The 22883-nt window shown below is 71.7% G+C and carries 21 protein-coding genes; 7 read left to right on the forward strand and 14 right to left on the reverse strand.

Translation table 11 applies throughout. The features are described from left to right. Positions 1-4: 4 nt before the first annotated feature. Genes HCN51_RS10910 through HCN51_RS10925 form a run of 4 tightly spaced genes read right to left on the reverse strand, consistent with a single transcriptional unit; the run spans position 5 to position 4387 of the window. Positions 5-829 carry a trypsin-like serine peptidase gene (locus tag HCN51_RS10910; RefSeq protein ID WP_080041903.1) on the reverse strand — a complete coding sequence of 275 codons (825 nt, stop codon included), beginning with the start codon at positions 827-829 and terminating at the stop codon, positions 5-7. Between the two features lie 56 nt (positions 830-885). Further along, positions 886-1893, reverse strand: a complete 1008-nt coding sequence (locus HCN51_RS10915) for an acetamidase/formamidase family protein (protein WP_168009303.1) — start codon at positions 1891-1893, stop codon at positions 886-888. Continuing rightward, positions 1890-3257 carry an APC family permease gene (locus HCN51_RS10920; protein WP_168009305.1) on the reverse strand — a complete coding sequence of 456 codons (1368 nt, stop codon included), beginning with the start codon at positions 3255-3257 and terminating at the stop codon, positions 1890-1892. The genes HCN51_RS10915 and HCN51_RS10920 overlap by 4 nt, the downstream gene beginning before the upstream one ends. Positions 3258-3307: 50 nt before the next feature. After that, a complete protein-coding gene (locus HCN51_RS10925) occupies positions 3308-4387 on the reverse strand; it encodes a substrate-binding domain-containing protein (RefSeq protein WP_346433604.1) in 1080 nt (359 codons plus the stop codon). Positions 4388-4434: 47 nt separating this feature from the next. On the opposite strand from HCN51_RS10925, the gene HCN51_RS10930 reads away from it, so the two are divergent. Next, entirely contained in the window at positions 4435-4881 is a 447-nt protein-coding gene (locus tag HCN51_RS10930) for a MarR family winged helix-turn-helix transcriptional regulator (protein WP_168009308.1), read from the forward strand. A gap of 170 nt (positions 4882-5051) precedes the next feature. Here the strand turns inward: HCN51_RS10930 and HCN51_RS10935 are convergent, their stop codons facing one another. Beyond that, positions 5052-5711 carry a TetR/AcrR family transcriptional regulator gene (locus HCN51_RS10935; RefSeq protein ID WP_168009310.1) on the reverse strand — a complete coding sequence of 220 codons (660 nt, stop codon included), beginning with the start codon at positions 5709-5711 and terminating at the stop codon, positions 5052-5054. A gap of 67 nt (positions 5712-5778) precedes the next feature. Here HCN51_RS10935 and HCN51_RS10940 point away from each other — a divergent pair, with 67 nt between their 5' ends. Then, entirely contained in the window at positions 5779-6774 is a 996-nt protein-coding gene (locus HCN51_RS10940) for an MBL fold metallo-hydrolase (RefSeq protein WP_168009312.1), read from the forward strand. Positions 6775-6823: 49 nt separating this feature from the next. Here the strand turns inward: HCN51_RS10940 and HCN51_RS10945 are convergent, their stop codons facing one another. Then, positions 6824-7027 carry a hypothetical protein gene (locus HCN51_RS10945; RefSeq protein WP_168009314.1) on the reverse strand — a complete coding sequence of 68 codons (204 nt, stop codon included), beginning with the start codon at positions 7025-7027 and terminating at the stop codon, positions 6824-6826. 102 nt (positions 7028-7129) lie between these two features. Further along, the gene (locus tag HCN51_RS10950) at positions 7130-8407 is read right to left on the reverse strand and encodes a Glu/Leu/Phe/Val family dehydrogenase (protein WP_168009316.1); all 1278 of its coding nucleotides are present in this window, start codon (positions 8405-8407) and stop codon (positions 7130-7132) included. 216 nt (positions 8408-8623) lie between these two features. Between HCN51_RS10950 and HCN51_RS10955 the strand changes: the two genes are divergently transcribed. The 4 genes from HCN51_RS10955 (at position 8624) to HCN51_RS10970 (ending at position 12840) form a co-directional block, all read left to right on the forward strand. Further along, complete coding sequence (locus HCN51_RS10955) at positions 8624-10171, forward strand: alkaline phosphatase D family protein (protein ID WP_168009318.1); 1548 nt, start codon at positions 8624-8626, stop codon at positions 10169-10171. Between the two features lie 5 nt (positions 10172-10176). Further along, a complete protein-coding gene (locus HCN51_RS10960; protein WP_168009320.1) occupies positions 10177-10893 on the forward strand; it encodes a class I SAM-dependent methyltransferase in 717 nt (238 codons plus the stop codon). Positions 10894-10973: 80 nt separating this feature from the next. Beyond that, the gene (locus HCN51_RS10965; protein ID WP_346433605.1) at positions 10974-11549 is read left to right on the forward strand and encodes an RNA polymerase sigma factor; all 576 of its coding nucleotides are present in this window, start codon (positions 10974-10976) and stop codon (positions 11547-11549) included. Beyond that, positions 11542-12840 (forward strand): CU044_5270 family protein, encoded by a 1299-nt coding sequence (locus HCN51_RS10970; RefSeq protein ID WP_168009324.1) that lies wholly within the window; start codon positions 11542-11544, stop codon positions 12838-12840. Before HCN51_RS10965 ends, HCN51_RS10970 begins: the two co-directional genes overlap by 8 nt. Positions 12841-12963: 123 nt before the next feature. Here HCN51_RS10970 and rocD read toward each other — a convergent pair whose 3' ends face one another. The 3 genes from rocD to HCN51_RS10985 all read right to left on the reverse strand — a co-directional run bounded on the left by rocD (position 12964) and on the right by HCN51_RS10985 (position 15590). Next, entirely contained in the window at positions 12964-14178 is a 1215-nt protein-coding gene (rocD, locus tag HCN51_RS10975) for an ornithine--oxo-acid transaminase (protein ID WP_168009326.1), read from the reverse strand. A 2-nt stretch (positions 14179-14180) separates the two neighbouring features. Next, on the reverse strand, positions 14181-14978 hold the full coding sequence (ddaH, locus tag HCN51_RS10980) for a dimethylargininase (RefSeq protein ID WP_080047122.1): 798 nt from the start codon (positions 14976-14978) through the stop codon (positions 14181-14183). 126 nt (positions 14979-15104) lie between these two features. Continuing rightward, positions 15105-15590, reverse strand: a complete 486-nt coding sequence (locus HCN51_RS10985) for an Lrp/AsnC ligand binding domain-containing protein (protein ID WP_168009328.1) — start codon at positions 15588-15590, stop codon at positions 15105-15107. A 92-nt stretch (positions 15591-15682) separates the two neighbouring features. Here HCN51_RS10985 and HCN51_RS62210 point away from each other — a divergent pair, with 92 nt between their 5' ends. After that, on the forward strand, positions 15683-18034 hold the full coding sequence (locus HCN51_RS62210) for a GH1 family beta-glucosidase (RefSeq protein WP_168009330.1): 2352 nt from the start codon (positions 15683-15685) through the stop codon (positions 18032-18034). Here HCN51_RS62210 and HCN51_RS10995 read toward each other — a convergent pair. The 4 genes from HCN51_RS10995 to HCN51_RS61250 form a co-directional block, all read right to left on the reverse strand. Further along, complete coding sequence (locus HCN51_RS10995; protein WP_168009332.1) at positions 18031-18984, reverse strand: isopenicillin N synthase family dioxygenase; 954 nt, start codon at positions 18982-18984, stop codon at positions 18031-18033. The genes HCN51_RS62210 and HCN51_RS10995 overlap by 4 nt on opposite strands. Positions 18985-19021: 37 nt before the next feature. Next, positions 19022-20404: a glycoside hydrolase family 16 protein gene (locus HCN51_RS11000; protein WP_168009334.1), complete on the reverse strand. Its 1383-nt coding sequence runs from the start codon at positions 20402-20404 to the stop codon at positions 19022-19024. 168 nt (positions 20405-20572) lie between these two features. After that, entirely contained in the window at positions 20573-21295 is a 723-nt protein-coding gene (locus tag HCN51_RS61245; protein WP_168009336.1) for a DUF5941 domain-containing protein, read from the reverse strand. Next, positions 21292-22833: a CDP-alcohol phosphatidyltransferase family protein gene (locus tag HCN51_RS61250; protein WP_168009338.1), complete on the reverse strand. Its 1542-nt coding sequence runs from the start codon at positions 22831-22833 to the stop codon at positions 21292-21294. The genes HCN51_RS61245 and HCN51_RS61250 overlap by 4 nt, the downstream gene beginning before the upstream one ends. Positions 22834-22883 lie beyond the last annotated feature (50 nt).

The following is a 22883-nucleotide window of genomic DNA, read 5'->3' on the forward strand; positions in this document are numbered from 1 at the left end:
GGCCTCAGCCGGCCGGCTTGAGCCGCATCTCCCGGTCGGCCCTGGTGAACATGCGCTGGAACGGCCTGCCCCCCAGCCGGGTCAGCACCGTGTAACCCTTCGCGTCGCTCAGCGGGCTGGACGACGACACGACGCCCGCCACCGCCCCGCCGTACAAGGCGGGGCCGCCGCTGCCGCCCGCCGCGGCGTGACAGTTGCGCGTGATCATCAGCCCCGGCCCCTCGGACACCCCCTCGGTCGCGTCACCCACGCACCGGTACATCTTCGTGCCCGGATACCCCCGCCCCGCCGGATACCCGAGCAGTTCGAGACCGCGCAGCTCCGTGCCCCTGGTCGTGGCCATCGGCGGCAGCCCCCGCCCGGTGACCGACTCCAGCGGGCGCTTCCCGCTGGCGACACCCACCAGCCCCACGTCGTACGGCAACAGCTCCGGCGAGTACGGCCGGGTGCGCCACTTGGCCGGCACCCATGTACGGACGACCGGCCAGACTCCCATCGGCGGCCGGCCCCGATCGAAACCGGGCAGGAACGCCAGGTGCTCGAGCAGCCGCCCGTCGTGGTAGAGGCAGTGCGCCGCCGTCAGCACGAGGCTGCGGCTGCGCGAGCCGATCACCGTGCCCCCGCACAACACGTCCGTCTTCGCGACCGGATCGCGGCCGAGCAGCACCCCGGTCAGCCGCCGCGCCCCCGTGTAGGGGCGCGGGACCGGCGCGTAGCCCAGGCGGTCGCCGTCAGGGGTGAGCACGTGCGGAACGGGGACGTTGCGTTGCGACACCTCGGCGACGGCGGCTGGATCGAGCAGGACGAGAGACAGGGCCAACCTGAGCACCCTGTCACTGTAGGCCGAAGATGATCAGCATCCTGACCTGCGACATGGGGGTTTACCTAACTTGTGTACTGGGAACCGAGCGCGCGCAGCCGGGCGTGCGCCGACTCGTAGACGTCCGCCGCCCCGCCGAGATACGCCTTCGGCAGCTTGGCGACCATCGTGTAGTTGGTGTCGCACACGTTCCCGACCGGCGCCTGGCCGGCCTGGCTGACGAGCTGGTAGGCGTCGAGGGTGTCGAGGCCGGTCAGCTCGGACGTCCACGTCACCAGGTCGTGCTGGCTGATCCGGTACGCGTCCTCCAGCGGCCTGGCCGACCCGGTGGACATCAGGTGCAGGTCGTCCTCCAGGCGCGGCCACGGCGTGGCGACACCCTTGATCAGCTCGACGGCGACCACGGTGTTCATGGCCGACTCCACCGCCGTGCCGCACACCTCGCCGTGCCCCTGCAGCCCGTGCCCGTCGCCGATCGAGAACATCCCGCCCTCGACGTTGACGCCCAGATACACGGTGACGCCGGCGCGCAGCTCCGGGGTGTCCATGTTGCCGCCGTGCGCGTCGGGCGTGATCGTCATGCGGGCCTCGTTGGCGCCGGGGGCCACGCCGACCGTGCCGTGCATGGGGTCGAGCGGCAGCGCGACGCTGAAGTCGCTGTTGCGGGCGTGGTAGACGGCGACGTTCCTGCCGAGGTCGATGTCGTACCGCCACACCCGCTCCTCCAGCGGCGGCTGCAGCATCGCCGTGGTGTGCGTCCCGGTCAGCGCCCCGAAGTGCGGGAACGTCGTGGACACCGCCCAGTCCCTGGCCGGGGTGATCGAGATGAAGTGCAGCGCCAGCGTGTCACCGGGCTCGGCGCCCTCGACGTGGAAGGGCCCGGTCACCGGGTTCAGATACGGGAACTCACACACCCGGGACGGCAGGTCGTCCACCGTCTGGACCCGGCCGCCGAAGCAGTCCTCGGTGTAGAGCTCCAGGATCGTGCCGGGACGCACCTTGCCGAGGGCCGGCCGGCCGCCGAAGGTGTAGCTCAGCTCCTCCGGCTTGGGACGGTAGGAGACGACGTTCATTTGACCTCCGTGGGAAGGACGGGACGGCGGCCCAGCAGGTAGGAGCCGGCTAGGACGAGCAGGCCGATGGCCAGCCAGATGCCGCCGACCCACTGGGCCGCGACGTTCTGGTTGATCACGACGGCCACCAGGACGATGAAGCCGATCACGGGTGCGATCAGGTGCGCCCAGAAGTTGCGGCTGCGCTGCCTGATCAGGTAGTGCACGACCACGGCGATGTGCAGCAGCAGGAAGGCGAACATGGCGCCGAAGTTGACCAGCGAGGCCAGCTCGCCGATGCCGTTCGTCCGGGTGCTCATGTAGATGCCGAGGACCAGCGAGATGCCGGCGACGGCGAAGGTGGCGTTGACCGGCACCCGGTGCTTGGGGTCCACGACGGCGAGGAAGCGCGGTAGTTGCCGGTCGCGGGCCATCGCGAACAGCAGGCGGGAGGTGGCGGCCTGCGCGACCAGCGAGTTGGCGAAGCCCCAGGCGATGGCGGTGGCGACGGCGGTGAGCACCGAGAGCCACTGGCCGCCGGCGAACGCGGCGGTGTCGTAGAAGGCGCTGCCCGCGGCGTCGCCTGCCTCGATGAGCTTGGCCCGGTTGGGGGTGAGCAGCGCCGCCACCCACGTCTGCACCACGAACAGCACGGCGGCGACGCCGAGCGCGGCGACCATGGAGCGGCCGAGGCGCCGGGCGTCCTCGCGGTTCTCCTCGGCGAGGGTGGAGATGCCGTCGAAGCCGAGGAACGACAGCACCGCCACCGACGCCGCGGCGAGCACGACGCTCCAGGTGAAGGAGGAGGGCTCGAAGAGCGGGGTGAGCGCGCCGGTCTGCGCCTTGCCCTGGGCGAGGGCGATCCCGCCGACCACGAGGAAGATCGCCAGCACGGCCAGCTCGGCGACCAGCATGATGCGGGTGATCCTGGCCGTCATCTGGATGCCCAGGTAGTTGACGACGGTGTTGAGCAGGACGAAGATCGCCAGCCAGGCCCAGACGGGGATCACCGGGACGAACGAGCTCATGGCCGTGCTGGCCACCAGGTACAGCAGCGAGGGCACCAGCACGTAGTCCAGCAGGATCGCCCAGCCTGCGATGAAGCCGACCGGGGCGGCGATGCCGCGCCCGGCGTAGGTGTAGACGGACCCGGCCATCGGGAACGCGCGGGCCATCTGCGCGTACGACAGCGCCGTGAACGCCATCGCGACCAGCCCGATGAGGTAGGCCAGCGCGACCATCCCGTGGGAGACGGCGAACACGTTGCCGAAGATCCCGAACGGGGCGATCGGCACCATGAAGATCAAGCCATAGATCATCAGATCGGCGAAACCGAGGGAGCGCTGAAGCTCCTGGCGGTAGCCGAACTGCTCGACGCTGCTCATGACGGCTCCTCGTGCTTGGGGGGCGTTCTGCACCTTAGAGCCAAAGCTTTCTACTGAAAAGGTTTCTCCAGAAAGAAGCCCAGGCCGTCGGCCCTGCCCAGGTGCACCGGCTGCCGCACCTGCCGATCCACCAGCGTGAGCGTGCCCCGCGCACTGGTGATCGTGGTGCCGTCGGACACCGCGTCCAGCTCCGGCACCGCCAGCGAACCCGCCCGCGCGCACAGGGCCGCCAGCATCGCCACCGCCTCGTAGCAGCCGTGCCCGTGCGCGTTCAGCATGGGGGCGTCGTCGCCGAACCTGGCCGCGTACCGCTGCGCGAAGTCGAGACTCGCCGGGGTCGGCAGGTCGCGGAAATAGCCCATCGACGCATACAGCCCGCCGGTCGCGTCGCCGCCGATGCCGAGCAGGCCGTGCTCCTCCAGAGCCCCGCACAGCCGGGCCGCGCCCAGCCCCGCCGCCGCGAACGCCCGGTTGAACGCCACCAGGTCACTGCCGATCAACGTCAGCAGGATCGCGTCAGCACGGGCGTCGGCCACCCGGCCCAGCCAGCGCACCGCCTCGCCGTACCGGACGAAACGCTCACCCACCACCGTCGCGCCCGCCGCCCGCAACCGCCGGCGGGCGCTGGCGTGCACCAGGCGCGGCCAGATGTAGTCGTTGCCCAGCAGGAACCAGCGGCGCGCCCGGCGCGGGCCCGCCAGCCACTCGATGCCCGGCGCGAGCTGCCGGTCGGGGGTCTCGCCCAGGAAGTAGACGCCCGGCGCCCGGCCGCCGCCCTCGTACGGCGGCGCGTACACGAACGGCACCCGCCCCCCGATCGCCGCCACCACCTCCACGCGCACGTCGCTCGCGTGCGCGCCCGCCACCGCCTCCACCGTGCCCGACCGGACCAGCCCCGCCACCTCGGCCGCCACCTGCCCGGCGGGACGCCCACCGTCGATGAGCACCAGCTCCACCGGGCGGCCCAGCACGCCGCCCCCGGCGTTGACCTCCTCGGCGGCCAGCACGGCGCAGTTGATCGCGCACGGGCCCATCAGGCCCAGCACCCCGGACACGGGGACGATCAGGCCGATCCTGACCGCGCCGGAAGGGAGGAGCCGCGCTTCGAGAGGATCGACGGTCGCCGCCACGCCGACGAGTATCCTCCCACTTAGCTCCCCGACGAAAGGACCTCACCATGACGACCTCAGGGCTCGGGTCCTCACTCGCCTACCTGCTCAGCCGTGCGGAGCGCAGCGTCAACCGCGGGCTGGCGGCGGTGCTCGCCGGCGAGGACGTGACGGTCGAGCAGTGGCGCATCATGCGCGCGCTGGCCGACGGGCGGGGCGCCTCGATGGGCGAGCTCGCCGAGGCGGTGCTGATGCCGCACCCGACGCTCACCAAGGCCGTGGATCGGCTGATCGATCGGGCGCTGGTGTATCGCGGGCCGGCGAAGGGGGATCGGCGGCGGGTGGCGGTGTTCGTGTCGGGGCGGGGGGCGGAGCTGCTGGCCCGCGTCGATGGGGCGGTCGCCGAGCAGCAGGGGGTGATCGCGCTGGCTTTCGGCCAGGAACGCACCGAGCGGCTCATGCGCGATCTGGAAAGCCTGATGGAGGCCCTGGACTACGCCGAGCTGCGCCTCTAGCGGCTGCTTGCGCTGCTGGCCAGGCGTGCTGCCTGCTTGCCTAGTGCGCTGCTCGCCGCGCTTCGTGCGCCGCTCGCCGGTTTTCACCTGCCACAAGCCTTTTGGGAACCCCCACGGGTCCCCGCCGTTATGCGTGTCGGAGACCCGCTGCGCTCGCCGTAGCCCACGCATCACCTCCCGCCGTGCGTGTCCTGGCGTGGGGTGAGGGCACGGGCGAAGAGGGTGGCGTGGGCGGCGATGCGGTGGCGGGCGCGCTCCAGCTGGGCCTGCGTCGCCTCGGCGTGGAGCCACAGCATGCGGGCGTGGGCGATGGGGGCCAGGAGGGCGTAGGCGAGGTCGTCGGGGCTGCCCAGGTCCGTACGGATGCGGCCGGCTGACTGCCAGGTCGCGAAGCGGGCCGACAGGTGGGCGAGGGCGTCCTCGATGCCGAGGTCCAGCAGCTCGTCGTGCATGAGGCCGTCGCGGGTGACGAGGCTGGTGACCTGGCGGGAGCGGGGGTCGTCCCAGGCGGCCAGGACGCGGGCGGCGAACGTCTCGACGAAGGCGGTGGGGTCGTCGGGGGCGTCGTCGATGGCGAGGGTGGCGGCCTGGGGGCCGGCCAGTTCCATGGCGGCGTCGTAGAGGGCGCGTTTGCCGTCGAAGTGGGCGTACAGGACGCTCTCGCTCAGCCCGACCTCCCGGGCGATGGCCCTGATGGAGGTGCCGGCGTAGCCCTGGCGGGCGAACAGGCGCAGGGCGGCGTCGAGGAGTGCGGCCTTGGTGTCGCCGGCCTCGGCCTTGGCGGGGCGGCCGGGGCGGCGGCGGGGTGCGGTGGTGCTCACGAAGAACATCCAACCACCTCTTGAAAAATAATCGATCGTTCGATTAGTTTGGAGGCATGAGAAGGGAGACAGTCTGATGTCGAGGTCACGGATTCCGGAGCGGGAGATCGCGGAGCGGCCCGAGGGGTACGGCGGGCCCAACTTGTCGCCGGTGGGGCTGGAGCTGGTGCCGCACACGTTCGCGGAGGGCGTCCACGCGCTGATGGCCAGCCCCCCGCCGAAGGACAACAACGGCGTGGTGGCGGGCACGAAGGCGGCCCTGGTGATCGACGCGGGCATCACGCCCGAGGTCTCGGTCAAGATCCAGGAGGCGGCCGCCGCGCTCACCGGCCGGCCCCTGCGCTACCTGGTCAACACGACCTACCACGGCGACCACACGTTCGGGAACGCCGCCTTCCCGGAGGAGGTCGTCATCGTCTCCTCGCGGGCGAACAAGGAGAACATGGCCGACCTGGCGTACGAGAAGCAGGTCAGGTCGGGCAACATGTACGGCGACGCGGCGCTGCTCGACACGGTCGGCGAGTGGCGGCGGCCGGACGTGGTGTTCGACTCCTACGCGGAGATCGACCTCGGCGGCCGGGTGGTGGAGCTGCACCACTTCGGCCCGGGCAACGGGCCCGGCGACACCGTGGTCTACGTCCCCGACACGCGCACGGCGTGGACCGGCAACTTCCTCTGCCACGCCGGCACGGCCCACATGCTGCTCCAGGGCGGCCCCGAGCCGTACGCGGCGTCGCTGCACCGGATGCGCGAGGCCCTGCCGGAGCTGGAGACGATCGTGCCGGGCCACGGGCCGATGGGCGACGGCCGGGCGGCCGTGGACACGCTGCTCGGCTACCTGGAGCGGCTGCACGACGACGTGGTGGCGAGCGTGGAGGCGGGGCGGAGCCTGGAGGAGACGTACGCGGCGTGCGCCGACCCGTGGGCCGAGCGGCTCGACCCCCGGCTGGCGGCGGCGCTCGGCGGTTACCGGGTGCCGAAGGAGGCGGCCGAGCGGGGCATGCTCGCGCTCTGCCGCGACCTGCACCGCCTCAACATCCTGGCCACCTACCGCCTCTACAGCGGCAAGTGAGCCTTCACCCTCTGGGTGTCCTCAGCGCCGCTGCCGCTTGTGGGCGCCCTCAGCCCTGCTCGCGCTTCTTGGAGGCGTCGACCAGGACCAGCGTCACCAGCCCCGCCACCGCCACCACCGGATACCCCCACAGCGGCAGCTCCACCAGCCGGTGCAGGAACCCCCACTCGCTGTCGAACCACATCCGCCCGGCGAACCCGACGAGCCCCTGGATGATGGCGATCACGGCGACGACGTTGATGATTCCTCTCATGGCTCCACGATCGCAACGCGGGGCCCGCCCCGGCATCGAACCTTGGGCGAGCCCCGTGCTACTAAAGTCGCGAGCCCGGCGGAATCAGAAGACTCAGCGGGATCACGGGTAGAGGCCGCGCATCTGGTGCGCCTCGGCCACCCGGCCCACGCCGATCACGTGCGCCGCCTGCCGCAGCGTCAGGCCGCGCTCGGCGGCCAGCGAGGTGACCTCGGAGAAGGCGCCGAGCATGAGGTCGCGGAGCTTGAGCTCGACCTCGCCCGAGCTCCACGAGTACGCCTGCATGTTCTGCACCCACTCCAGGTACGACACGATCACCCCGCCCGAGTTGGCCAGGATGTCGGGCACGACCAGGGTCCCGTTCGCGGCGAGGATCTCGTCGGCCTCGGGCGTGGTGGGGCCGTTGGCGCCCTCGACGATCATGCGGGCGCGGATCCGGGGCGCGTTGGCTTCGGTGATCACGCCTTCGAGCGCGGCCGGGACGAGCACGTCCACGTCGAGCTCCAGCAGGTCGTCGTGGGACAGCGCGTCGGCCTGCGGGAAGCCCCGCACGCCGCCGGTCTGGGCCGCGTGCCCGCGCAGCCGCGCGACGTCGAGGCCGCCGGCGTGGTGCACGGCGCCCGTCACGTCGGACACCGCCACGACCTTGCACCCGGCGTCGGACAGGTATTGGGCGGCCAGCGCCCCCACCTTGCCGAAGCCCTGCACGGCCACGGTGACGCCCTCGGGCGAGCGGCCGAGCGCGGCCAGGGTCGCGATCTGCACGCCGCGCGAGGTGGCGCCGTTGCGGCCGAGCGAGCCGCCGAGCGTCATCGGCTTGCCGGTGACCACTCCGGGCACGGAGTAGCCGGCGTTGACGCTGTAGGTGTCCATGACCCAGGCCATGGTCTGCTCGTCGGTGCCGACGTCGGGCGCGGGGATGTCCTTCTCCGGGCCGATCAGCGGCAGGATCTCGTTGACGTAGCGGCGGGTCATCCGCTCCAGCTCGCGGGTGGTGAGCCCGGCCGGGTCGATGGCCACGCCACCCTTGGCGCCGCCGTACGGGATGCCGACCAGGGCGCACTTCCACGTCATCCACATGGCCAGCGCGGTGACCTCGTGGATGTCGGTGCCGGGATGAAAGCGCAGCCCGCCCTTGGCGGGGCCGCGCGAGACGTTGTGCTGGACGCGGAAGCCCTGGACGACGTCGAGGCGGCCGTCCTCGCGCCGGACCGGCACCGAGACGGTCAGCGAGCGGCGCGGCGTGGCCAGCATCGTGCGGAGCCCGTCGTCGAGCCCGAGGTGGCCGGCGGCCTGGTCGAGCTGGTGGAGAGCGGAGTCGAGGGCCTGGCGGCCCGGGGTGATCAGGGCCGGCGTCGTTGACGGCACCATGATGCTCATGGAAGAAGTTCCTCCCGGTATGGACGCCCTATTTGCGGGAAAAGCGCCGTTGCCTTCCCTTTTTGGGCGTTGATGTCACGATCATCCTAGAGCGGGGGGTTTGACCTTGCCTAGTTGTTGGTAGAAATCCAAGCCGCTGATCGGATGCTGTGGACCGTGCCACTCTGGCAGGCTTGCGGAGCGAGAGTGTGCCGGATCGACGAATTGAGGAGTGGAATGCCCGCACTGGTGGTGGGGCCGATGCTGAGACACGTCGACTCGGACAGCGCTTCGATCTGGGTGGAGACCGCCGAGCCCTGCACGGTCACCGTGGAGGCGGATGGCAGGTCTTACCGGTCGCCTACGTTCACCGTGCACGGACACCACTACGCGATCGTGGATCTCGTCGAGTTGTCCCAGGATATCGCGTCGTACGCGGTGAAGCTCGACGGGGAGCAGGTTTGGCCCATGGCGGGTCGCCCGCCGAGCCGGATCCGGCTGCTGCCCCCGGAAGGCGTGCGCCGGCTGGCGTTCGGATCGTGCCGCACCAGCGTGCCGCACGACGCCGCGCACGTACGCAGCCACGGCGACGACGTCCTGCGCGCCTTCGGCGAGCACCTGCCCGAGGCGGACGAGGAGGAGTGGCCGGACCTGCTGGTCTTACTCGGGGACCAGGTCTACGCCGACAACCCCTCACCCGACATGCTCGCCTACATCCGCTCGCGCAGGACCACCGAGCCGCAGGGCGAGATCGCCGACTTCGAGGAGTACGCCGAGCTCTACCGCCAGGCGTGGACCGAGACCGAGATCCGCTGGCTGCTGTCCACCGTGCCGACCGCGATGATCTTCGACGACCACGACCTGCGCGACGACTGGAACACCTCGCAGCCCTGGCGCGAGCAGATGGCCCGCACACCGTGGTGGCAGCGCCGCGTCGTCGCGGGGCTCGGGGCGTACTGGGTCTACCAGCACCTCGGTAACCTCTCGCCCGCCGAGCGCGCCGAGGACGAGCTGCTGGCCAAGCTGATGGCCGGCGACGGCGGGGCGGCGCTCGACGCGTTCGCCGAGCTGGCCGACGCCGAGCCGAGCAGCAACCGCTGGAGCTACTCCCGCGACCTCGGCACCGCCCGCCTCATCATGGTCGACACCCGCTGCGCCAGGCAGCTCACCCCCGGCGACCGGCGCATGCTCGACCCGGGGGAGTGGGCCTGGCTGGAGGAGGAGGTCCGGCGGCCCGCAGAACGGCTCATCATCGGCTCGTCGATCCCGTTCCTGCTGCCCGAGGGCGTGCACGGCGTACAGAACTGGAACGAGGCCCTGTGCGACGGCAAGTGGGGACCGCTCGTGCGGCGCTGGTCCGAGACGTTCCGCCAGGCCATCGACCTGGAGCACTGGGCGGCGTTCCGGCGCTCGTTCGAGGACCTGGCGCGGCTGCTGATGGGGCTGGGCAAGCCGGTGCTGATCCTGTCGGGCGACGTCCACTACTCCTACCTCGCCAAGGCCGACCGGGGCCAGATCTTCCAGATCGTCTGCTCGCCCATCCGCAACCCGCTCAGCCGCATGCTGCGCTGGGCCAACGTGTTCACCCAGTTCTCCATCGCCACGCTGGTCGGCAGCCTGCTGGCGCGGCTGGCGGGCGTGCCGCGCCCGCCGTTCCGCTGGAAGATCACCAAGGGCCCCTGGTTCCAGAACGCGCTGGCCACCCTCGACCTGCCCGACCAGGTCACCTGGTACGGCTCCACCGGCGACGCGGTCAAACCGATCGACGGCACCCGCCTACGCTGATCGGCATGCACGAGGACGACTACGCCGCCGCTGTTCCCTTCTACGACCTCTTCCACGAGGACGGCCACGTGCCCGCGATCCGTGAGCTGCTGCCCCCGCTGCTCGCGGACGTGCGGGGCGCCGTCGTCGAGATCGGCGCCGGCACCGGCCTGATCACCGAGCTGATCGCCCGCACCACCCCCGGCGAGGTCTACGCCCTGGAGCCGTCGCTCGGCATGCGCTCGGTGCTGGTCTCCCGCCTGGCCGCCGACCCCGCGCTGCTGCGCCGGGTGACCGTGCTGCCGTGCGGGGCGCTGGACGCCGAGGTGGACGAGCCGGTCGAGGCCGTCGTGATGATCTCGGTGCTGCAGAGCTTCGCCGCCCCCGAGCGGGCCGAGCTGTGGCGGGTGCTGCGCCGGCAGCTCGCGCCGGGCGGGCGGCTGCTGTTCAACTGGCGCGACCGGGCGCCCGCCGAGCCGGGCGAGCCGCACGTCATGGGCTCCTACCAGGTCGGCAGGCACACGTACGAGGTGGCCGGACAGGTGGTGGAGGCTGAGGCGGAGCGGGTCGTCTCGCGCTTCCGCTACCGGATCAGGCAGCGCGGCGTGGTGATCAGCGAGGACGAGGTGGTCTCCACCGCGTACTGGCCCGCCGGGGACGTGCTGGCGGCGGAGCTGAAGGCGGCCGGGTTCGAGGCCGTGGAGGCTCCCGAGGGGATGCAGGTCTGGCGGCTGCCGAAATAGTGGGAACCGTCCTCCGGCGTGCGGCCAACAACAGGGTGACCGCACAAGAGAGGACCGGCTACGTGGTGGGAGTTCAGGATGTGCCTGAGACGCTCGACGACGCGACGCTGATCGGCCGCTCGGTCGGCGACCCCGAGAGCTTCGCGGCGCTGTTCGACCGGCACGCCGACGAGATCCACAGGTACGCGGCGCGCCGCCTCGGTGGCGAGCTGGCCGACGACGTGACCGGCGAGGTGTTCCTGGCCGCCTTCCGCGGCCGGGCCCGCTACGACCCCACCTGGCCCGACGCCCGCCCCTGGCTCTACGGGATCGCGACCAAGGTCGTCGCCCAGCACCGCAGGGCCGAGCGGCGCCGCACCGCGGCCATGGCCAGGGTGAGCGCCGAGCGCCCCGGCACGTTCGACGAGCGCAGCGCCGACCGGGTCACCGCCGAGCAGCTCCAGCCCCGCCTGGCCAGAGCGCTGACCCGGCTCAGCGCGGCGGAGCGCGACCTGCTGCTCCTGCTGGCCTGGGCGGACCTGACCTACGAGGAGGCGGCGCTCGCCCTCGGCGTGCCCGTCGGCACCGTCCGGTCCAGGCTGCACCGGCTCCGCGTCAAGGTACGCAGGGCGCTCGGCGGCACCGACCCCTTCGCAGAGGAGCCCCAGCATGGATGACGAGATTCGCGAGTTCGCAGAGGGACGCCCGGACGTGCCGCCGTACGGGGCCGAGGCCAGGGCGCGGGCCCGTGAGCGGCTGCTGGCGGAGGCGCGGCACGGGCGCCGCTTTCGCCTGCCGCGGCTGGGCTGGCAGGCCGCCGCCGCGTTCGGCGTGACGGTCGTGCTCGTCGGCGGCGTCGCCGTCGCCCTGTCGAACCAGGGGCCCGGCGGCCCCGCCACCTCGGTCGTCCAGGCCGTGGACATGCCCAAGGGCGAGCTGAACCCGCGGCCCGGCCAGTTCATCGTGGTCGAGTCCGAGACGATGTACACCTCCCAGTCCTTCGCCGACGGCAAGGAGACGCGGTACCTGTACCGGACGCACCGCAAGATCTGGCAGTCGACGGACGGCAGCGCGAACGGCCTGCTGATGTCCGAGAGCCTCGAACCCCGGCCGTGGCCGGGCGAGACGCTGCCCGAGGAGGCGAAGGCGCCCCTGGACGGCCCCTCGTACATGGGGCTGCCGTCCTGCCCCGAGAAGTTCGGCGAGCGCCGCACCGACTACGCCTATCTCAGCACCCTGCCGACGGACGCCGCCGCCCTGCGCGAGCGGCTCTACCGGCTCAGCGCCCGCCCGCAGGAGGACGGCAAGGCCGTGGACCGGGACGTGGAGGCGTTCGGGCAGGGGCGCGACCTGCTCCTGGAGACGTACCTGCCGCGGGCGCAGCGGGAGGCGCTGTTCGAGGCGATCAAGGGCATCCCCGGGGTGGAGACGGCCGACGGGGTGAAGGACTCCGCCGGGCGCGCCGGGACGGCGCTGCAACGCCTCGACCGCGGCGGAGTGCGCACCCAGCTCATCTTCGACCCCGCGACCTACCTCTACATGGGGGAGCGGCAGGTGGTCGTGGACGCGGCCGAGGCGAAGGCGCCCGAGGGCAGCGTGCTGGCGTGGACGGCGCAGCTCGGCGTCGCGGTGGCGGACCGGCTGCCGGACGTGGAGGCCAGCACGGAGGGCGACGTGACCTGCACCCAGCCCCAGCCCTCGGAAAGCCCCGCCCCGGTGCCCCCGTCCGCCGTGCCGACGGAGAGCGCCGCGCCGGTGGCATCGCCGGCCAAGCCGACGGAAAGCGCGCCGGCCGCCGTGCCGACGGAGAGTGCCTCGCCCGTGGCGTCGCCTCCGGAGAGCGCGCCGCCGGCCAGGCCGAGCGAGAGCGCGTCGCCGGTGCCCAAGGAGACGGCCCCTTCGGCGGTGCCCGAGACGCGTGCCGCGGACCGGCCGACGGAAGGCCCCTCGCCGGTGGCCACGCGCTGACCACGCGGATGGTCGAGTGGGCGCCGTGACGGCGCCCGGCCACGTGAACCGGAGGAGCGTCTCCCTGGACAGGGCCCAGCCACGTGCGGTGGGTGGGCCCTGGTCGGCTTTGCCGTAAAGATGCTAAGAGGTTTTGAGCTCGTAGATGGCGTCGGCGAGCTGGGAGATCGCCCAGAGGAGGTCTTCCTCGGAGACCACGATCGGCGGCGCCAGCCGGATCGTCGAGCCGTGCGTGTCCTTGGCCAGCACGCCGCGCTTCATCAGCGCCTTCGACACCTCCCGCCCCGTGCCGATCGACGGGTCGATGTCCACGCCCGCCCACAGCCCGCGCCCGCGCACCTCCAGGACGCCCTGCCCGATCAGCTCGCGCAGGCGCCCGTGCAGGACCTCGCCGAGCTTGGCGGCCCGCGCCTGGAACTCGCCGGTGTTGAGGATCTCGATCACGGCGTTCGCGACCGCGCAGGCCAGCGGGTTCCCGCCGAACGTGGAGCCGTGCTGCCCCGGGTGGATGATCCCGAGCACGTCGCGGTCGGCGGCGATGGCCGAGACCGGGACGACCCCGCCGCCCAGCGCCTTGCCCAGCACGTAGATGTCGGGCACGACCCCTTCGTGGTCGCACGCGAACGTCTGCCCCGTGCGCCCGAGCCCCGACTGCACCTCGTCGGCGATCATCAGGATGCCCTCGGACGTGCACAGCTCCCGCAGCTCGCTCAGGTACCCGTCGGGCGGCACCAGCACCCCGGCCTCACCCTGGATCGGCTCGACCAGCACCGCCACCGTGTTCGCGTCGACGGCCGCCCGCACCGCCTCGATCGAGGCGTAGGGGACGATGCGGAAGCCGGGCGTGTACGGGCCGAAGTTGTCGTGCGCGTCCGGGTCGGTGGAGAAGCTCACGATCGTGGTGGTGCGGCCGTGGAAGTTGCCCTCCATCACGATGATGTTGGCCTGGTCGGGCTCGACGCCCTTGACCTCGTAGCCCCACTTGCGCGCCACCTTGATGGCGGTCTCGACGGCCTCGGCGCCGGTGTTCATGGGCAGGATCATGTCCTTGCCCGTCAGGTCGCCGAGCCCGGTGCAGAACTGTGCGAACTGGTCGTGGTAGAAGGCGCGGCTGGTCAGCGTGAGGCGTTCGAGCTGCTCCTTCGCCGCTTCGATGATCTTCGGATGGCCGTGGCCGAAGTTGAGCGAGGAGTAGCCGGACAGGCAGTCCAGATACCGCTTGCCGTCGACGTCGGTGACCCAGGCGCCGTGCGCCTCGTGGATCACCACCGGCAGTGGATGGTAGTTGTGCGCGCTGCGGCGCTCGCTCACTTCGATCAGCTCTGCGCTGGTGGTCATGATCAGTTCTCCCCCCTGATCTCCAGTGTGCAGCACTTCGGCCCGCCGCCCGCCTTACGCAGCTCCGACAGGTCGACCGGGATCACCTCGTACCCCCGGCGCTTGAGCTCCAACTGAAGATCGGACGCTTCGGCGTTGATGACCACGTTCTTGCCATCGCTGACCGCGTTGAGCCCCAGCACCTCGGCGTCGCGCGCGCTCGCGATCACCGCGTCGGGGAACATGCGGCGCAGCACCGCGAGGCTGCCCGGCGAGAACGCGTCCGGGTAGTAGGCGACGTTGCGCCCGTCGAGCGGGAACAGCGCCGTGTCCAGGTGGTAGAAGCGCGGGTCCACCAGCGTCAGCGAGATCACCGGGCGGCCCAGGTACTCCTGCGCCTCCTGGTGGGCGACCACGTCCGTGCGGAAGCCGGTGCCGGCCAGGATGACGTCGTCGAGCGTGAGGAAGTCGCCCTCGCCCTCGTTCACGTGCGCCGGCTCCAGCGTCGGGTAGCCGCGCTCGGCGAACCAGCGCAGGTAGGCGGGGCCCTCGGGGCCGCGCTGCGGGTAGGCGAAGCGGGCGCCGTAGGCCCGGCCGCCCACGACCAGGGCGCCGTTCGCGGCGAAGACCATGTCGGGCAGCCCCTCGATCGGGTCGATCAGGCTGACCTCGTGGCCGAGCTCCTCGTACGCCGCCTTCAGGCCCTCCCACTGCCGGACCGCCACGTCGCGGTCCGCGCCGGCCTCGGGATGCATCCACGGGTTGATCGCGTACTCGACCGTGAAGTACTCGGGACGGCACATGAGGAAGTGTTTGGGCATGCAGCACTCCATCGGCTCTCAAGCAGGGAAAACCCCCTCATCGCAGGGGATGAGGACAGCCTAGGAATCGGTGTTTGCGCAGGCCAGGGGTTGACATTGCGTGTTCGCGCGGGTCTGTTGCGTCTCTCACCCCGAAGCGGTGGATCCGTTGCGCGGCTGCGCCACGGCCGCGCCAGGCGGTGTGTCGACGAGCCTCGACAGCACGATGGAGCTCTTCGTCCGCACCACGAACGCCATCGCCGCGATGCGCTCGATCACCCGCTCCACGTGCCGCACGTCCGTCGCCCTGATGTGCAGGAGCGCGTCCGCCTCGCCCGTGATCGTGGCCGCCGCCACCACTTCGGGGAACCTGGCGACGGCCAGCGCGATGTCCGACGGCTTCGTCTTGCCCTGGCAGAACAGCTCGACGTAGGCCTCGGTCGTCCAGCCGAGCGCCTGCGGCGACACCCGCGCGCTGAACCCCGTGATCGCCCCCGTCTCGCGCAGCCGGTCGACCCGCCGTTTCACCGCCGACGCGCTCAGCCCCACCTGCTGCCCGATGTCGGCATAGGTCTGGCGCGCGTCGTCCACGAGAGCCGCGATGATGTCACGATCGAGCCGGTCCAGTTCCACGCGCTCTGTATACAGCCTGGCCAGGCTGGCGCGCGACGAGTGGCGCGCGGGAGACTGGGCGCGACAATCGTGACCGAAAGGCATCCGCCAGCATGAGCATCACGAGCTTCCCCGAAGACTTCGTGTGGGGAGTTTCGACGTCGGCTTACCAGATCGAGGGGGCCACGGCCGCCGACGGCCGCCTGCCGTCCATTTGGGACACCTTTTCCGCGGACCGGGCGGAGGCGTGCGACCACTACCACCGGTATCCCGACGACGTGCGGCTGATGAAAGAGCTGGGAATGGCCGCCTACCGGTTCTCGGTGAGCTGGGCACGCGTCTTCCCGGAAGGGCGCGGCAAGCCGAACGCGGCCGGCCTCGACTTCTACGACCGGCTGCTCGACGAGGTGACCGCCGCCGGCATCACCCCCTACGCCACCCTCTACCACTGGGACCTGCCGCAGGCGCTGGAGGACCGCGGCGGCTGGCCGGCCCGCGACACCGCCGAGCGCTTCGCCGAGTACGCCGCCGCCGTCCACGACCGGATCGGCGACCGGGTGGACACCTGGTTCACGCTGAACGAGCCGTGGGTGGCGGCCTTCCTCGGCTACGGCTCCGGCGTGCACGCCCCGGGCCGCAAGTCGGCCGCCGACGCCTTCCGCGCCGCCCACCACATGCTGCTCGGCCACGGCCTGGCCGTCCAGGCGCTGCGCGCGGCCGGGGCCGAGAAGGTCGGCCTCGTGCTCAACATCGCGCCCGTCATGACGCCCGCCCAGGTCAGCGACTTCGGCAGGGAGCTGTCGGAGGAGGACGCGGCGGCCGTGGCCAGGATCGACGCCCTGGCCAACCGGCAGTTCCTGGAGCCGGCGCTGCGCGGCGCGTACCCGGCGGAGCTGCTGCCCGTCATCGAGCGGCACGCCGGCCTCGGCCACGTCCGCGCGGGCGACCTGGAGACGATCGCGCAGCCGCTCGACCTGCTCGGCGTCAACTACTACACCCCGCTCGTCGTCCAGGCGCAGCCCAGCGAGCCCGCCGACCCGGCCTATCCGGGCAGCGAGGGCATTCTGTTCTGCACCATTCCCACGGCGGTCACCGCCATGGGCTGGCCGATCGTCCCCAACTGCCTTTCCCTGCTTCTCGGCCGCATTTCCCGCGAATATCCCGGCCTCGATCTGATGGTCACCGAGAACGGCGCCGATTTCGTCGACGTGGTGACCGGCGACGGCATTCACGACGTCGAGCGCATCAGCTTCATCGAGGAACATCTGCGCGCCCTGCGCGCCGCCATCGACGACGGCGCCCGCGTGCGCGGATATCTCGTCTGGACGCTGCTCGACAATCTCGAATGGTCCGACGGCTACCAGCGCAAGTTCGGCCTCGTGCACGTCGACTTCGCCACCCAGCGGCGGCGCATGAAGGACAGCGCCCTGTGGTACCGCGACGTCATCCGCCGCAACGGGCTCGCCGAGACCCGGCCGCGCCGCCCCACCCTGGAGACGGTGGCCGCCCGCGCCGGCGTGTCCAGGGCGACGGTCTCCCGCGTCGTCAACGGCGAGTCGTCGGTCAGCCCCGAGGTCCGCACCGCCGTGATGCGCGCCGTCAACGAGCTCGGCTACGTGCCCAACCTGGCCGCCCGCAGCCTCGTCACCCGCCGCACCAACGCCGTCGCCCTGGTCCTGTCCGTCCCCCGGCAGGGCGCGGACGCGCTCACCTCCGCCGTCGTCCAGTACGTCACCAGCCTCCTGGAAGGCGCCGGCAAGCAGATCACGCTCATGCTCGCCGACACCGCCGAGAGCCACCGCCGCATCGCCGCCCATGTCGAGGCCCGGCTCGCCGACGGCGTCGTGCTGCTGCCGCCCGACCGGGGCGACATTCTGGCCGAGCGCCTGTCCCGCACCGGCGTGCCGCTCGTGCTGCTGGGCAAGCCGCCGATCGCCTCGCTGGTCCCGTACGTGGACGTGGACAACGCCGGCGGCGCCGTGGCGGCCACCGAGCACCTGCTCGCCCGGGGGCGCCGCCGCATCGGCATGGTCTGCGGCCCCACGGACCTGGTCACCGTCCAGGACCGGCTGGCCGGCCACCGGACGGCGCTCCAGCGCGCGGGCCTGACCCCGCACCTGGCCCCGGCCGGCGACCTCACCCGCGCGGAGGGCGCCGCCGCCACCCGGCGGCTGCTCATCGAGGCGCCGTCGCTCGACGCCGTCTTCGCCGCCACCGACCAGCTCGCCATCGGCGCCCTCCAGGCGGCCCGCGAGCTGGGCCGGCGGGTGCCCGACGACCTGGCGGTGGTCGGCTTCGACGACGTGGACGCCGCCTCGGCCACCACGCCCGCGCTCACCACCGTCCGCGTCCCGGTCGCCGACCAGGCGCTGGCGCTGGCCCGGCTGCTGCTGTCGCGGCTGGAGGGCCGCCACACGACGTCCGTGGTGCTGCCCGCCCGCCTCGTCGTCCGGGAGTCCGCCTAAAGCCGCTGCTGCTCGAACAGGTGCGGGAAGACCTTCGACACCTTCGACAGCAGGTACTCGCCGTAGGTGCCGGTGAAGTCCACCTGGCCGTCCCACCGCCGCCCTCCGGCGTAGGGGAGGGGCGGCACCTCGCTGTCCCAGCCGGGGTCGAAGAAGAACGGGAAGCTGAGGCGCTCGTTGCCGCTGCGGTTGCGGACGCGGTGCGGGGTCGAGCGGTAGCGGCCGCCGGTGAGCTTGTCGAGCATGTCGCCGATGTTGCAGACGAACGTGCCCGGCACCGGGGGTGCCTCGATCCAGCCGGTGGCCGTACGGACCTGGAGGCCGCCGTTGCCGTCCTGGAGGAGCAGCGTCAGCAGCCCGTAGTCGGTGTGCTCGCCGACACCCCAGGTGTCGGGGTCGTCGGCGGGCCCCGGCGGATAATGAAATATCCGGAAAAGGATGGTGGGGTCGGCCGTGTATCCCGTCCGGAAGTAGTCCTCCGCCAGCCCGAGGCTCAGCGCGATGCCGCTCATCACCGCCTGCCCGACCCGCGTCATCGCGGGAAGGTACTCCAGAACCGCCTCCCGCAGCTCCGGCACCTGGGCCGGGAACAGGTTCGGCCCGTGCAGGGGCAGGTCGCCCGGCGGCTGCTCGGCGCCGAAGTAGATGCCCTCCTTCAGGTCGGGCCGCCCTGAGGTCAGCTCGCCGCCGACGGGGAAGAAGCCCCGCCAGGCCCGGCCGCCGCGTGCCATCGAGATCTCGTCCTTGACGGGCTCGGGCAGCGCGAAGAAGCGCCGGCTCGCCGCGTCCAGCCGCTCGATGAGCGCGGGCGGCACGCCGTGGCCCGAGACGTAGAAGAAGCCGTGCTCCCGGCAGGCGGCGCCGATGGCGTCGGCGACGGCCCGCTTGCCTGGGTCCGCCGCCTCCGCCTGGAGCAGCGGGGCGATGTCGATCACCGGCAGTTCGCTCATCGCCCCATTGTTCCCCGGAACGTCCTGGTCGTGCCGGTCAGGAGGTCGCGAACGTGAACCAGTTGACGTTGACGAAGTCGGCCGGCTGGCCGGAGGAGAAGGTCAGGTAGACGGTGTGGGTGCCGGTCACGCCCGAGATGTTGGCCGGGACCGTGCGCCAGCTCTGCCAGCCGCCCGTGTTCGCCAGCGCGAAGTCACCGATGGGCGTGGCGGTCGGGCTGTCGAGGCGGACCTGCACGAGCCCGCTCACCCCGGCCGCCGCCCCGGACGCCACCCTGGCCCTGAACTGGGTGGCGGGCGTCGAGCCGAAGTCCACGCCGTCGTAGCGCAGCCAGTCGCCGTTGGAGATCGCCCCGATGTTCTGGCCGCCGCCCGAGTCGGTGGTGGTCTCGGTGATCGTGCCCGACTGGGCTTGGTAGCGCTCGGCCTGGATCGTCGAGCGGGCGTCCACGCCGCCCGGCGGGGTGGTGGGGTCGGTGCCGCCGCCACCGCTCTGCCAGACCGCCACGTAGTCGACCATCATCGGCCGGCCGGGGACGGTGGCGGCGGTCGGGGTGGAGCCGCCCAGCGCGTTGGGGAACGCGCCGCCGATCGCCACGTTGAGCAGCAGGAAGTAGCCGGCGTGGCCGGTCATGTTGCTCCAGGTGGCCGCGTCGAACTGCGACTGGCTGACGCTGTGGAACTGCTGGCCGTCCACGTACCAGCGCAGCTGGTTGGGGCTGACGCTGCGGTCCCACTCGAAGCGGTAGGTGTGGTAGGCCGACTGGCAGGTGGAGCCGGGGCAGGCACGGCTGGCGCCCAGGCCGGTGGTCTCGTTGCAGGGGCCGCCCGGGTTGACGCCGCAGTGCAGCACGCCCCAGACGGAGTTGATGCCGTTGACGTTCTCCATGATGTCGAACTCGCCGATGCCCGGCCAGTTCCAGTAGTTGCCCCGGTAGGGGGCCCCGAGCGCCCAGAACGCCGGCCAGTAGCCGAGCGCGGCGTCCCCGGTCACGTTCGGCATCTGGATGCGGCTCTCGATGCGCAGGATGCGCCCGTCGGCGGGCTTGAAGTCGGCGCGCCTGGTCTCGATGCGGGCCGAGGTCCACTCGCCGGACGAGCTGCGCAGCGGCGTGATGCGCAGGTTGCCGGAGCCGTCGAGGCTGAGGTTGGCGGTGCTGGAGGTGTAGTTCTGGATCTCGCCGGTGCCCCAGTTGGCCGGGCCGCCGGGGTAGGCGTGGCCGGTGTCGATGATCCAGTTGCTGGACGAGGGCAGCGTGTTCGCGGAGCCGTTGAAGTCCTCGGACCAGACGAGGGACCAGCCGGAGGGCGTGGCCGGCACGCTGGCCGAGGCGCTGACCGCCGTCTTGATGAGCAGGCCGCTGAGTGCCACGAGGACGGCGGCCATGGCGGCCAGTCGGCGCCGGTTCGGTGTTGTCATGCTCGCTCCTGGGGGGTGCTAGAGAGCGCTCTCTCCAAGATCTGAGCACAGCCTTTACGGGCTGTCAACGTACGAAGGCAGAAAGGGGAGCGCTCTCCAGCTCCCTGGACAAAAGGGAACGGCGCCGCGCGCGGAAGGCGCGGCGCCGCATGGCGAGGAGGGGGCGGCTCAGCCCTTCTCGGCCTCCCCCGTCGCCTGCTCCAGGGCGTCCTCCGGGGACGCCTCCAGGTCCTGCTCGGCGTCGGCGCCCGCCTGGGCGGACGCCTTGTCCAGGCGCACCCAGCTCGTCACGCTCTCCACCGCGAACAGCACGAACAGGTACGCCGTCAGCACCGCCAGCACCGGCGTCAGCACGCCCAGCGCCGCCCCGGCCCCGATGACCAGCAGCCGCAGCTCCCAGCCGAGCCCCGCCCGGAACACCCAGGCAGGGGGCCAGATGCTCTGGCGCGTGCGGTAGACGGTGTCGTAGGTGTGGTAGCCGACGACGTACACCAGCACGAACAGCAGCCACTTCGGCGCCTCGGCCGTCAGGCCGATCGCGATGATGGTGAAGAACTCGGCCGCGCGCAGCAGCGGCGGGGTGAGCCAGTCGAAGCGGCCCAGGTGGTCGCGCGGCGTCGTGGGCAGCACCAGCAGCAGCACGATCGCGACGGGCAGCAGCAGGATGGGGCCGCCGGAGTCGAGCAGCCCCGCGACCGTGACGCCGACCACGGCGAGCAGGGCCACGAGCGTGGCGGGCACGGGCGGCAGGCCGCCGCCGAGCTTGCCGGACAGGACGGTGGCGAGCGGTCCGTCGTCGCGGTAGGCGACGAGCCGGGCGGTCTGGATGCGGCGGCGCTCCTCGTCGGGGTCCGGCGTGGGGGTGGCCATGGCCTGCGGGTGGGTGATCATACGAGCGACCTCATGAGGCGTCCGGTGAGGGTGTAGGCGGCGGCGACGGAGCCCCAGATCACGAGCGTGATGAAGGTGATCCGGGCGTCGAAGAGGGCGGCGGTGATCGCGATGGCCGCGAAGCGCTCGCCGATGGGGAAGACGATCATCTTACGCGCCCAGTGGACGACACGGTACTTGCCGGCCTTCGTCCACATCTTCAGCACGCCACGCAGACCCTGGCTGCGCTCCACCTTGCGGGCGGTCAGCTTCTGGCGCAGGTCGCGGTCGTCGGGGGCGTCGAGCGGGGTCGTGGGCAGCGGGGCCGGGGGCTTGCGGCGGTTGGCGACGCCGAAGGAGAAGTCGAGCAGGTGGCGGACGGACTGCAGGCTCAGCGCGGCCAGCGCCAGGATCCAGATCTCGTCGCCGTTGCCGGAGACCACCCAGCCGACGGCCAGGCCCGCGAAGACGACGTACTCCTTGAACCGGTCGAACGTCGCATCCAGCCAGGCCCCCAGCACGCCGAACTTGCGGGCGTACCGGGCGACCTGCCCGTCGACGCAGTCGAAGACGAAGGCGAAGTAGATCAGCACGCCGCCCAGCACCATCCACGGGCGTTCGCCGGTGGCGAAGCAGGCGGCCGCGGCCACGCCGAGCGTGATCGAGATCAGCGTCACCTGGTTGGGCGTCAGGCCGCGGCGGGCGGCCCAGCGGGCGATGTAGCGGGAGTAGGTGGAGACGAAGAACGTGGTGAAGAAGCCGTCGGCGCCCTTGACGGCGTTGTTCAGGCGGGAGCGGTCTTCGTCCATCCCGGCCATCTCGGCGCCGGCCTCGTTCACCTCCTCCTGGGTGGTGACCCGGCGGTAGAACAGGTCGCGCCGGCCCCTGATGCCGACCGACACGCCGTTGCGCACCAGGCCGAACACGACGAGCTGCACCAGGTCGTCATCGGCGCCGAACCGGTCGGCCATCGCCGCCAGCTCCCGGCACGTCTCGGCCAGCCGCGGCGCGTTGCGCGCGCTGATGTGCAGCGGGCCGAGCGCCACCGCGTTCGGCCTGGTCACGGCGTGGTTGGCGGTGCCCACCGAGACGACGCGCGACTTGCCGACGCGCAGGCGCACCGGCAGGCCCTCGACGCGGTTCATGCCGATCTCGGGCTCGGCCTCGTCGATGGGGATGCGGTCCTCGGCGGAATTGTCCTCGGGGCCGTTCTCCTCCAGGCCGTTGTCCTCCGTCACCCCCACCCGCGGCTCTTTCGCGACGAGCGCCAGCGCACCGCGCTTGGACTTGGTGATCTGGTAGATCAGCTCGTCGTGGACGACAGAGTTCTCAGGGATGATGAACAGGCTCTCCGTTGCTTGCTCGGCGACGTCGGCCAGGGCGCGCAGCGCGGACGCCACGTCGTCCGTCGGGATCGTGGCGAAGCGCGGATCCATGGAGGTGAGCTGGCTGCGCAGCCGTTCGGACACGGACGGATTGCCGGAAAGCGCGGCCAGCCTCAGGCCGGTCGGAGAGATGTCGGGGCCGGGCGAGGCGCCCAGCAGGACCACGCGGGTCATGACTCCCTTTCGAGGCGGTAGCGGGGGGTTGAACAACGGGTAATGCGGGG

Source organism: Nonomuraea composti (genome assembly GCF_012034275.1).
Lineage (GTDB): Bacteria > Actinomycetota > Actinomycetes > Streptosporangiales > Streptosporangiaceae > Nonomuraea > Nonomuraea composti.